This is a genomic window from Cedecea sp. AS113 (assembly GCF_037152415.1).
Lineage (GTDB): Bacteria > Pseudomonadota > Gammaproteobacteria > Enterobacterales > Enterobacteriaceae > Cedecea.
On record NZ_JBBCMI010000001.1, the window covers coordinates 26473 to 37652 of the forward strand.

Below are 11180 nucleotides of genomic sequence, written 5' to 3' on the forward strand. Positions count from 1 at the left end.
TGAAATCAGTAGTTAACGTTGACGGTCACAGTATCCGCATAGCTGTCTGGCGTGTAGTTGGCACTCGCCGCAGTGGCATAAACCGTATACGAGATAGCCAGCCCGGTGCCCAGGCCCGCCACGCCGTTACCCACCGTCGTTGTGGTGGCGGTGTTACCCCAAACTGGTCCGGTGGCCGAGGTTTGGTTCAGCTGATAAGGGACTTTGTCGGTGTTGGTGGCGAAGTTAAGCACGGACGACATGGCTCCCGAACCGGTGGTGGTGCCACCGTTGGCTGCAGAAGGCGCAAGCCCGATAAAATAGGGCGTTGCCTTGGAGCAGTTCACGGTGAATGTATTACTTTGCGAGGTGTTTACTGCGCTGGCGGCAACCGACCCGAGGTTAATATTCGAGGCTGCCCCCGCCGTTACTGTACAGGACTTTGTAATCGTAATGAGGACCTGAAATGTACCGTTTGCCACCGCCGCATTAGCCGATGGAATAACCGCAAACGCAGTACAAGAGAGAATTAAGCGTGCTGCAGTGGCTGAATTCATATCCTTACCCTCATTCAAATGACTCAATCATACTTCGTGAATACACAACGAAGCGGCACGGGATGATTTAACGCTAGTCTATATTCCGCTTTAATAAAGAAGGCGGACGCCATAACTTGTCTTTTATATAATTCGTCATGAAGCCAAATGGCTGCCCATCAGATATTGTGCATGCTGCATAAAAAATCATTTTGCCCACAAATAACCCCAATCGTTCATTTATCAAGCAAGCAAAACGGTTTCTGGCCGCAACCTTTATGGGCCTGTCGGTAAGAAAAAAATCAGTACGTTACGCCATCACTTAGTTGAAATTTAGTTTAGAGAATGGGAAATAACCAGACCACGTCAAAAAATTCATTCAGAAGGACAATTGACATATTATTGTCAATAAAAACAATGCGTTAAATGCAAAACACCTTACATCACTGCATAGCGAAAAGAATATATCCGTCATTTTGTGACAGTCATCACAAATAATGATTAAGTGCTGCTTAATTAACAATTAACAGAATTTATAAAAAAGAGTTGTATATCGGCGCAGTTTGATTCAATTTATGCTCCGCGCATTTACGGCCCGGAAACAATAATTATATAAGGGTCAGTAAGTTACAAAAAAACACACATTAACTACAGTCAACTACGGGGTTACTAAGTCAGTGGCAAGTTCAAACAAACTCACGCTATTCATCATTTTGTTCATGATAGCGGGGATCTTCACCGGTGCGGCCATCCACGAATACGCCGCCGCCGACGTCATCAAAGGCTACGCCGATAACATCACGCTGTTTACCGATATCTTCCTGCGCCTGATCAAGATGGTGATTGCGCCGTTGGTCTTCAGCACGCTGACGGTCGGTATCATGAAGCTCGGCGAAACCTCCACCATTGGCCGCGTAGGCGGTAAGGCAATGGTCTGGTTTGTCTCTTCTTCCGTGCTGTCTATTCTGGTCGGCCTGTTTATTGTCACCCTGGAGCATCCGGGTGCGGGCATGAACCTGGAAGTGCCAGCCGAAGCCGTGCAGACCGGCCTGGCCGTCAGCGGAATGACGCTGAAAGCCTTTATTTCCCATACCATCCCAACCAGCATTGCCGGGGCGATGTCGGACAACGAGATCCTGCAGATTGTGGTGTTCTCGATGTTCTTTGGTATTGCCGGCGCGTCTTTGGGCGAGAAATTTAACGCCCCGTTGGTGAGCGCCCTGGACGTTGTCTCCCACATCATGCTGAAAGTGACCGGCTACGTGATGTATGTCGCGCCGCTGGCTATCTTCGCCGCCATCTCTTCGGTGATTGCCACCCAGGGTCTGGGCATTCTGCTTAACTACGCTTCGTTTATCGGCGGCTACTATGTGGCTATCGTGCTCACCTGCATCGTGCTGATTAGCGTGGGTTACATGGTGCTGAAGCGCGATGTGTTCCGCCTGCTGGCGATGCTGAAAGATCCCGTTCTGGTGGCCTTTACCACCAGCAGCTCTGAAGCGGCCTATCCGAAAACGCTGGACCAACTGACCCGCTTTGGCTGTTCCCGCAACATCGCTTCGTTTGTGCTGCCGATCGGTTACTCCTTTAACCTGGTAGGGTCGATGGTCTACTGCTCCTTTGCGTCCATGTTTATTGCCCAGGCTTATAACGTGCATCTCTCCTTCTCTGAGATTGCCGTGCTGATGCTGACGCTGATGCTGGCGTCCAAAGGGATTGCCGGCGTGCCGCGCTCCGCGCTGGTTGTGCTGGCGGCAACAATTCCAAGCTTCAATATTCCGGTAGCGGGCATCCTGCTGTTGATGGGGATTGACCACTTCCTGGATATGGGCCGCTCGGCGATCAACGTGCTGGGCAACGGCGTGGCAACCGCGATGCTGTCCAAGAACGAAGGCATGCTGGAAGAAACCGGCACCGTGCCGGTGGAAGAAGTTAAGGCATAAAAAAAGGGCTACCCTCGGGTAGCCCTTATCGCAAGCCGGCGATGTCTGGCAAACGAAGCAATACCAGATTCCACCAATAAATATGCTGGAAAATCACTGTGTGATTTTCGGCTGATAACCACACAGAGGGAAAATCCACGCTTTTTCCCTCTGTGTAAAACAATAAAAGGGCTACCCTAGGGTAGCCCTTCTTATTTTTAGCAAACCGGATTAAGCGACCGCAGAATCCAGCAGCTCCATCTCTTCGCTGTTCAGCAGCTTCTCAATGTTCACCAGAATCAGCATACGTTCACCCAGCGCGCCCAGGCCCGTCAGGTATTCAGTTGACAGAGTGACAGCGAACTCTGGCGCAGGACGAATCTGATCCGCCGTCAGCGACAGCACGTCGGACACACCGTCAACCACAATCCCGACCACGCGTTTTTCCAGGTTCAGCACGATAACCACGGTATTGTCGTTATATTCCACGCCATCCTGTTCGAACTTCAGGCGCAGGTCGATAATCGGCACGATCACGCCGCGCAGGTTGGTGACGCCTTTAATAAAAGCAGGCGTGTTCGCGATGCGCGTCACCTGATCGTAACCGCGGATCTCCTGCACCTTCAGGATATCAATGCCGTACTCTTCAGCGCCGAGGGTGAACACCAGAAACTCCTGGCCTACGTTTTCCCCGGTCAGTTTTGTCACATTCGTTAGTGCAGTCATTTGCGTACCTATTCTTTTAAGCGGTTAATCAGGCGACGGTTAGCGCCAGACGTTGTTCACGGTTTAGCCCCTGCAGCGCAGAAACATCGACGATCAGCGCCACGCTGCCGTCACCCAAAATGGTGGCTGCAGAAATACCCGGCACCTTGCGGTAGTTGCTTTCCAGGTTTTTCACCACCACCTGATGCTGGCCAATCAGCTGGTCGACCAGCAGTGCGTAGCGGCGTCCGGCACTTTGCAGGATCACAACGATGCCCTGCGTGGCTTCGGTTTTTGCGCCCTGAACGTCAAAGACTTTCCACAGCTCAACCAGCGGCAGATATTCCCCACGCACTTCCAGCACGCGTTCGCCGCCCGCCAGCGGGTGAAGATCTTCTTCCTGCGGCTGCAGGGATTCCATCACCGCGTTCAGCGGCAGGATAAAGACTTCGTCGCTCACTTTAACCGACATGCCATCGAGGATAGCGAGCGTCAGCGGCAGCAGAATGCGAATGGTCGTCCCTGCTCCGGCTTTCGACTGGATTTCGACGTGGCCGCCCATCTCCTGGATGTTACGTTTCACCACGTCCATGCCCACGCCACGGCCAGACACGTCGGTGACTTGCTCGGCGGTGGAGAAGCCCGGCGCGAAGATCAGCATCCCGACTTCGTCGTCGGTCATGCTTTCACTGACCGGCATCCCCTGGGAAATCGCCTTCGCCAGAATACGCTCGCGGTTGAGCCCTGCCCCGTCGTCGGTCACTTCGATACAGATATTGCCGCCCTGATGTTCCGCAGACAGGATCAGGTTCCCGACTTCGGACTTCCCTGCCGCCCGGCGTTTTTCCGGCGACTCGATACCGTGATCAAGGCTGTTGCGTACCAGGTGCGTTAGCGGGTCGATAATGCGTTCAATGAGGCTCTTATCCAGCTCGGTGGAGCTGCCCATCAGCGTCAGTTCCACCTGCTTGTTAAGCTTCCCGGCCAGATCGCGGACCAGACGCGGGAAGCGGCTGAAGACGTATTCCATCGGCATCATGCGGATAGACATCACCGATTCCTGGAGGTCGCGCGCGTTACGCTGCAGCTGCCCCATGCTGGTGATCAAATCCCCGTGGTTGACCGGGTCGAGCTCGTTGGAACGCTGGGCCAGCATGGACTGGGTGATCACCAGTTCGCCAACCAGGTTAATCAGTTGGTCAACTTTCTCTACCGCCACGCGGATACTGGTCGATTCAGATGCGCGAGCGGCAGGTTTATCGCGCTCAACGCGCCCTGTCGCAGGGGTCAGCGGCTCAGGCAGGCCCGCTTTTTGCACGGCGACAGCCGTTTGAGCAGGTGCCTCAGGCACCGCCACCGAAGTGGTTTCTGCCACCGCTGGCGCGCTGGCTGCGGTAACCGGCACAAAGCTGATTTGCTCAGGCTCAATCACGAAGCAAAGTACGGCCGTAATATCGTCTTCACTGACGCTGGTTTCCAGCGTGGCCGTTACGGAAGCAGCGTCTTTGACCACCTCGCTCAGGGTGCCCAGGTTCCCCAGCTCTTCGAGCATCAGGTCACGTTCAGCTTCTTTCAGGCCGTCAATCACCACGCGCAGCCTGCCGCCGTTGTCGGCAGGCGCGGACTCAGGCTGTTCGGTTTCTACCACGGAGAGTTTGGCCGGCGCCGATGGTGCCTCGCCTTTGGCTTCCAGGGCCAGCTGACGCAGCGCTTTGCAGATGTAGTCGAAGCTTGCGGCATCCGGCTCTTCAGAATTTTTATAGGCGTCCAGCTGTTCCTGCATAATATCCTTGGTTTCCAAAAACAGGTTGATGATATCGATGTTGAGCTGCATCTCACCGCGCCGCGCTTCGTCGAGCAGGTTCTCCATCAGGTGGGTCGTTTCCTGCAGGATGGAGAAGCCAAACGTACCGGCCCCGCCCTTGATGGAGTGGGCCGCACGGAAAATAGCGTTCAACTGTTCAGAATCCGGCGCCTCAGGCACCAAATCCAGGAGATGCTGCTCCATATCGGCCAACAGCTCGTCGGCTTCGTCAAAAAATGTCTGGTAAAAATCGCTAATATCCATGCTCACGCTATCACCTCGTGCCTGGTTGTGGCGCAACTGTGTTATTCGCCGGAGCCGCCGTAGGATCCTGCTGCAGAACGCTGAGAGGCTGGTTCTCGCTCTCGGAGTTCTCATGCATGATGGCGTCTTCGGTCTGTTTATTAAGCACCAGCAAACTGATGCGACGGTTAATGGCGTCCCCGCCTCCACGTTTGGAGAGGCTCATCTGCGAGGACATCCCGATGACGCGCAGCACTTTGCCGTCGTCGAGGCCGCCGGCGACCAGCTCACGGCGGGAAGCATTCGCGCGGTCGGCGGAAAGCTCCCAGTTGCTGTAGCCGCGCTCGCCGTTGGCATAAGGCAGGTCATCGGTATGGCCGGACAGACTGATCTTGTTAGGAATCCCGTTCAGCACCGGGGCGATTTTGCGCAGGATGTCGCGCATGTAAGGCTCCACTTCCGCACTGCCGTTTTTAAACATCGGGCGGTTCTGGCTGTCGATAATCTGAATACGCAACCCTTCCTGAACCAGGTCGATTTGCAGGTGTGGGCGTAGCGCACGCAGCTTCGGGTCTGACTCAATAAGCTGGTCCAGATCCCCTTTGATGCGCTTCAGGCGGTTGGCTTCCATGCGCTTGCGCAGCTCTTCAATGTTGGGCTGTTTTTTCACTTCGCCCTGCTGCTGGGTGACGTCATCGCCCCCGCCCGGAATAGGACTTTCGCTGTCGGCGATACGCTGGCCCCCGGTAATGGCCTGCGCCAGCGGGGTGCGGAAGTAGTCAGCAATTTGCGCCAGCTCTTTCGGGCTGGAGATGGAAATCAGCCACATGACCAGGAAGAAAGCCATCATCGCGGTCATGAAGTCCGCGTAGGCAATTTTCCAGGAGCCGTGGGCCGCCCCGCCGTGTCCCTTGTGCTTGCGGCGCTTTACGACAACGATGGGATGGGCCTGATTCTTCATACTTCTTCTTCCGTCGCGCGCTGCGCGTTCGGGGAACGTACCGCTCTGACGTGCTCTTCCAGTTCAATGAACGATGGGCGCTCGCTGGAGTAAAGCGTTTTACGGCCAAATTCCACCGCGATTGGCGGGGCATAACCGTTGAGGCTGGAGAGTAAAGTGACCTTCACGCACTGCATCATTTTGGTGGTTTCAGCACTTTTTTGGCGCAGCACGCTCGCTAATGGGGAAATAAAACCATAGGCCAGTAAAATACCGAGGAAAGTACCCACCATAGCGTGCGCAATTAATGCGCCTAATTCCGCAGCGGGACGGTCGGCGGATGCCAGAGCGTGCACAACCCCCATTACCGCAGCAACGATACCGAAGGCTGGTAATGAATCCCCCATTAACGCAAGGCTGTTGGCCGGTATTTCCGCTTCGCTTTCATGGGTCTCGATTTCTTCATCCATCAGCGCTTCAATTTCGAATGTATTCATATTTCCGCTGATGATTAAACGCAAATAATCGACAATAAAATCAAGCATCATGGTGTCCGCTAAAATACGCGGATAGCTGGCAAAGATTTCGCTTTCTTTAGGGTTTTCGATGTCTCTTTCGAGTGAAAACATACCCTGCTGACGCGACTTAGCCATCAGACGATAAAGCAATGCCATCAAATCCATATACATGCTTTTGGTATATTTTGAGCGTCGTAAGAGCAGCGGCAGCGCTTTTAAGGTGCCCTTAATCGCCTTGCCGTTATTCCCTACAATGAACGCCCCAATACCCGCCCCACCAATGATCACAAATTCAGCAGGTTGATAAAGTGCGCCAAGGTGGCCGCCGGTCAACATGTAACCGCCGAACACTGTCCCTAAAACAACCAGGTAACCTATTAAAATCAGCACGAGATCATCCTTACGCCGTTGAGTGTAGCGAGGATGCCCAGGAGGCAGGTGCAGCGTCGTGTTTGGGCATAAAAAAAGCAGCGGTAATCACTCACCGCTGCTGGAATACGCAAACACAGAATCTGTTACACAGCCTGTTCCACCTGGTCATCCAGCAGTTGTGGAATAATATCGGCAGCATTCTGGGAAAGTTTACGTCTTTTTACCGCCCTCGATGGCGGCTGGCACAGACTGCAGGCAAAGCTGCCGACCGGCTGATGTGCGTGGGTAATAAAATTGCCCCCACAGCAGTTGCACTGGCTCAGCTGGAGCATGCCGCTCTCAACAAAACGCACCAGCGTCCAGGCGCGAGTCAGCGCCAATAGCGGGCCGTCTGACTGGGAAGGACATTGTTCAAGGTAGAGCCGATAGGCCTTAATCACCGCATCAACGCCGGTGCAGAGCCCACTACGAAGTAAAAACTGCCAGGCATTACAGAACATGGAAGCATGAATATTTTGCTCCCAGGTCATAAACCAATCAGTAGAGAAAGGCAGCATCCCTTTTGGAGGAGGACTTCCACGGAGTTCTTTGTAGAGTTTGATCAGGCGACCACGGCTCAACTGCGTTTCGCTTTCCAGCATTTGCAATCGGGCACCCAGTGTTATCAGCTCCATAGCGAGCTGAATGTCGCGAGCTTCCTGGACAATACTTTTCTCGCTCATTTGTTATGCCCTTTTTTTCTTAGGTGCCTCGGCAGGCGACGACACCTCACTCAATAAACGGGTCGATAACAAAATACCGGTATGAATTTGCTGTAAATCATCCATACGGGAGTCTTGTGTTAAGCGAGTAATTGCCTGACTTTCGCTAAAACGGAACTGACAAACTAATTGGTTAGTTTCTGCCAATTTCACCATCTGGGGCAACGTGAGTTCCCCTAACGTATTTGCCATATCTTCAGCGATACCTAAGCGAAACATAGCCGAAGCTTTGTCCTGACTAATAAGACGCTGTGCAAGCAATAAGTACGACAAATTGATGTCGTAAATATGTTTTAGCAACTCGGAAGTATGCATTTTTTCCATCCCGAATAACCAACTATTATTGTATGCGGCCCAGCCTAAATATGTCGGATGACAGTAACGTGTCAGCGCGAGTAAATTCTCCAGAAACTTACGGTTGTAAGAAGCCGAAGCGCATCTGTCGCGCCATTACTGTTTTCTGAACTATTAGGGGGTTGTTACCGCACCCCGCGATGTCGCCGGGTTGCCCCGGTTAAATTAAAACAATCGTTACGGCCAAAATGCACGGATAAATCTTCAGCCCTGACTCAGCCCCTCCGCATCCCACGTAGAAGCCATTTCCCTGACAGAGCCCGAACGCCTGTTGTCGTTCATCATTTTATTACAAAAAACTAAGATTTTTCCTAATTCGGGCAAACTCTACTCGCAGCCCCTGGCACATACAATGCGGCCACCTGCGATTTTGGAATTTATGTGACGCAGATCACATAAATACATCATCCTTCGGAGTGAAAAGCATCAGAATCGCTTTTCATTTGCTTACTTTTTCATCTGATTAAGAATTTTACCGAAGCCGGCAGACGAATAGTGACACTGAAAGATCACAACTCCATGAGTTGTCATTGCTTTTTATCTGATACTGGCGGCCAGGAATGCCTGAGCGATCACACTTTATGAAAGCCGTTAAGAGTAATCTGCTGTTATTCATAGACTTAAGTGAAATTATAACGGCATTTTAATCGAGCGTTATGATTTCAAAAGCGTCAGCTACCGAAAGTTATCACTCGATCCAGGTTCTCAAATTAATCCGTTCGTCTGATGGAAAATTTTCACATTTCGTCTACGAAACAATGTTGCAAATTCGTTTCATAAGAATAACTAAACAATTTCTATGAGTGGCTTCACATTTCGTACCCCTGTACGCGTTGCGCCTGAGTCACAAGTGGTGTAAGAAAATGTTAACAATTCACACTAAATGTGGAGGGGTTATATGAGCTATCGTCATGTGCTGGTTGCCGTTGCTATCACGCCTGAAAGCCATCGTCTGGTGCAAAAGGCCGTCTCCATCGTCAAACCCGTCAACGGCAAAATTACGCTGGTCACGCTCGCGTCCGATCCCGAACTGTATAACCAGCTTGCCGCCCCAATGCTGGAAAACCTCCGCGATCTGATGCTGGAAGAAACCCATCTTTTTCTCGCTGAGCTGAAAGAGAAAGCGCAATATCCTGTTGAAAAGGTAATTATTTCCACAGGGGAACTAAGCGAGCACATTCTGGATATTTGTGAAAAACAGGACGTTGATTTGGTGCTTTGCGGTAATCACAATCAGAGTTTCTTTGGCAAGGTTATGTGCTCAGCCAAGGCCGTGGTGGCGTCAAGCCAGGTTGATGTACTGCTGGTCCCGCTTTAATCGCCTCCCCCGACAGAAAGCGGAGCCAGCTCCGCTTTTTCGGCCTCAACTCAACCACCGTTTTGATTATTCCATAGCGACTAATCACGCTTTTTTCTGAAAAATTAACTTTTTATCCTGCATTTTAGCGACTGCCTTCATTAACAAGGAAGACGCTCATGCGCGCGGCAGGATTTTTGGATTGCGCCGGATCTGCGGCTGCGTGGTTTCTGGCTGGAGATGCCTCAACGGAAGGATGCAGATGGCTGTTAACCGTACATTATTGCCAACAGCGCCATCTTTGGCGGCGTCAGGTAAAAAAATCAATTCATTAGCCGTATCAGCGGATCCTGCTGCATTTCCCCTCCTGGATTTGATTATTTTTTATACCGAAGTGTTTTTCTTGCACAACAGCGGCCTGGCTCACAGAACGCCTCTCGAACTCTGCGAGCGCAAATTTTGTTTTAAACCCAGATGACAACATTCCCACCCAGGGGACAGAAACCGCAAACATGACCTCAACACATACAAACAGACAACATTAAAACCACCCCAAAAATCAAAAATGATACACATTAAAAACAATTCACGGACTGAACAAACCTCATTTCTGATATAAAGCAAAACAGGGATAAAAAGAAAAAACCGATAAATATATTTTATATGAAATACAGTATGTTACGAAAAATCAAAAGATGGATAACTTCATGATCTTTTTATCTTAAAGAAAATCAAAAAAAATAAAAATAGCCTGAATTAGGACTTTTCTCATCCGTGATAGCGGCGTATGTTTATTTCACCTCTTCATAAAAGTGCTCATGAAATAAGGATATTTATATGCCCACTGCCAGCATGATCCAGAAACTTAATGCGCAAATTAATCGTGAATTCTATGCCTCCCATCTGTGTCTGCACCTGAGCGCCTGGTGCGCCAAACACAGCCTGACGGGAAGTGCGAATTTTTTACGTAGCCAGGCACAAAACAATGTGACCCACATGATGCGGGTCTTCAATTTTATGAAGCAGTCCGGCGGTATGCCCAGCGTCGGCACTATGTCCCCGCCTGACTGCCACTGCCTGACGCTGGAAGAGCTTTTTCAACAAACGCTGGATGATTACCATCTCCGGCATGAAACGCTGACCGCGCTTAAGGAAGAAGCTAAAGCCGTCAATGCCGGTAGAGTCGTCAGTTTTTTAATGGCGCTAGGCTTAGAACAGGATCGGGAGGGAGAGCGGCTGAAAACGATTCTCGAAGAGGTGCGGGATGCCAACAAGGCAGGCCTGTGCATGAGCCAGACCGACAGGCGCGTACTCAGTTTTGTCGAACGAGACTATCACTGAGCAGCCCCGACTCAGATAAAAAGCACCGCAACTGGGCGGTGCTTTTGCTTTCTGGCAGCGGATAAAAACTTCAGTGCGCTTCTTTTTGCTGCGTAAATTTCAGCTCAATCAGTGCGATGGCTTTTTGAATCGCCCGGCGCGTGACCGGATCAACGGCCGCAGGATGGGTAGTAAAATCGATGGTTTTCAGCTGTTCCGCCATCTTGTCGCGGACTTCAACGGGCGCAATCACATCAATCACGTCGAGAATTTGTTTAATCACTAACTGGCACGCCACGACGTCGGAAACCAGTTCCTGATCGGCAGAGAGTTGTTCGGCCATTTTAATCTCCTGTTTTATTTGCGCGACAGTCTACCTGCGCGCCTCTGCACGAGGCAACAGCCCATTCGCTGGAAGAGCGGTGAAGC

At 51.4% G+C, this 11180-nt stretch carries 12 protein-coding genes; 4 read left to right on the top strand and 8 right to left on the bottom strand.

Annotated features, from left to right (window positions below; translation table 11 throughout):
* Positions 1-5: 5 nt before the first annotated feature.
* Positions 6-536, bottom strand: coding sequence for a Csu type fimbrial protein (locus tag WFN87_RS00140; RefSeq protein ID WP_008453886.1), 531 nt, complete (start codon positions 534-536; stop codon positions 6-8).
* A gap of 656 nt (positions 537-1192) precedes the next feature.
* Between WFN87_RS00140 and WFN87_RS00145 the strand changes: the two genes are divergently transcribed.
* Positions 1193-2458 carry a dicarboxylate/amino acid:cation symporter gene (locus WFN87_RS00145; protein ID WP_008453884.1) on the top strand — a complete coding sequence of 422 codons (1266 nt, stop codon included), beginning with the start codon at positions 1193-1195 and terminating at the stop codon, positions 2456-2458.
* Positions 2459-2668: 210 nt separating this feature from the next.
* Here WFN87_RS00145 and cheW read toward each other — a convergent pair whose 3' ends face one another.
* From cheW to flhD, 6 genes are all read right to left on the bottom strand, one after another.
* A complete protein-coding gene (gene cheW, locus WFN87_RS00150) occupies positions 2669-3163 on the bottom strand; it encodes a chemotaxis protein CheW (protein ID WP_008453882.1) in 495 nt (164 codons plus the stop codon).
* A gap of 28 nt (positions 3164-3191) precedes the next feature.
* Entirely contained in the window at positions 3192-5210 is a 2019-nt protein-coding gene (gene cheA, locus WFN87_RS00155; protein ID WP_336983406.1) for a chemotaxis protein CheA, read from the bottom strand.
* A 10-nt stretch (positions 5211-5220) separates the two neighbouring features.
* Positions 5221-6150, bottom strand: a complete 930-nt coding sequence (gene motB / locus WFN87_RS00160; RefSeq protein WP_008453876.1) for a flagellar motor protein MotB — start codon at positions 6148-6150, stop codon at positions 5221-5223.
* On the bottom strand, positions 6147-7037 hold the full coding sequence (motA, locus tag WFN87_RS00165; protein ID WP_336983372.1) for a flagellar motor stator protein MotA: 891 nt from the start codon (positions 7035-7037) through the stop codon (positions 6147-6149). The genes motB and motA overlap by 4 nt, the downstream gene beginning before the upstream one ends.
* Before the next feature lie 125 nt (positions 7038-7162).
* Positions 7163-7741, bottom strand: coding sequence for a flagellar transcriptional regulator FlhC (flhC, locus tag WFN87_RS00170; protein ID WP_039294634.1), 579 nt, complete (start codon positions 7739-7741; stop codon positions 7163-7165).
* A gap of 3 nt (positions 7742-7744) precedes the next feature.
* Positions 7745-8095 carry a flagellar transcriptional regulator FlhD gene (gene flhD / locus WFN87_RS00175; RefSeq protein ID WP_336983373.1) on the bottom strand — a complete coding sequence of 117 codons (351 nt, stop codon included), beginning with the start codon at positions 8093-8095 and terminating at the stop codon, positions 7745-7747.
* A gap of 937 nt (positions 8096-9032) precedes the next feature.
* Between flhD and uspC the strand changes: the two genes are divergently transcribed.
* From uspC to WFN87_RS00190, 3 genes are all read left to right on the top strand, one after another.
* Positions 9033-9452, top strand: coding sequence for a universal stress protein UspC (uspC, locus tag WFN87_RS00180; protein ID WP_008453866.1), 420 nt, complete (start codon positions 9033-9035; stop codon positions 9450-9452).
* A gap of 241 nt (positions 9453-9693) precedes the next feature.
* Positions 9694-9909, top strand: coding sequence for a hypothetical protein (locus tag WFN87_RS00185; protein ID WP_336983374.1), 216 nt, complete (start codon positions 9694-9696; stop codon positions 9907-9909).
* 359 nt (positions 9910-10268) lie between these two features.
* On the top strand, positions 10269-10772 hold the full coding sequence (locus tag WFN87_RS00190; protein ID WP_008453865.1) for a non-heme ferritin-like protein: 504 nt from the start codon (positions 10269-10271) through the stop codon (positions 10770-10772).
* 70 nt (positions 10773-10842) lie between these two features.
* Here the strand turns inward: WFN87_RS00190 and WFN87_RS00195 are convergent, their stop codons facing one another.
* A complete protein-coding gene (locus tag WFN87_RS00195; RefSeq protein ID WP_008453864.1) occupies positions 10843-11094 on the bottom strand; it encodes a DUF2766 family protein in 252 nt (83 codons plus the stop codon).
* Between the last annotated feature and the right edge of the window lie 86 nt (positions 11095-11180).

Coding starts and splice junctions, on each gene's coding strand:
- cheW (WP_008453882.1), bottom strand. CDS start 3,163: ATGACTGCACTAACGAATGTGACAAAACTGACCGGGGAAAACGTAGGC.
- motB (WP_008453876.1), bottom strand. CDS start 6,150: ATGAAGAATCAGGCCCATCCCATCGTTGTCGTAAAGCGCCGCAAGCAC.
- WFN87_RS00140 (WP_008453886.1), bottom strand. CDS start 536: ATGAATTCAGCCACTGCAGCACGCTTAATTCTCTCTTGTACTGCGTTT.
- WFN87_RS00190 (WP_008453865.1), top strand. CDS start 10,269: ATGCCCACTGCCAGCATGATCCAGAAACTTAATGCGCAAATTAATCGT.
- flhC (WP_039294634.1), bottom strand. CDS start 7,741: ATGAGCGAGAAAAGTATTGTCCAGGAAGCTCGCGACATTCAGCTCGCT.
- cheA (WP_336983406.1), bottom strand. CDS start 5,210: ATGGATATTAGCGATTTTTACCAGACATTTTTTGACGAAGCCGACGAG.
- WFN87_RS00185 (WP_336983374.1), top strand. CDS start 9,694: ATGGCTGTTAACCGTACATTATTGCCAACAGCGCCATCTTTGGCGGCG.
- WFN87_RS00195 (WP_008453864.1), bottom strand. CDS start 11,094: ATGGCCGAACAACTCTCTGCCGATCAGGAACTGGTTTCCGACGTCGTG.
- uspC (WP_008453866.1), top strand. CDS start 9,033: ATGAGCTATCGTCATGTGCTGGTTGCCGTTGCTATCACGCCTGAAAGC.
- flhD (WP_336983373.1), bottom strand. CDS start 8,095: ATGCATACTTCCGAGTTGCTAAAACATATTTACGACATCAATTTGTCG.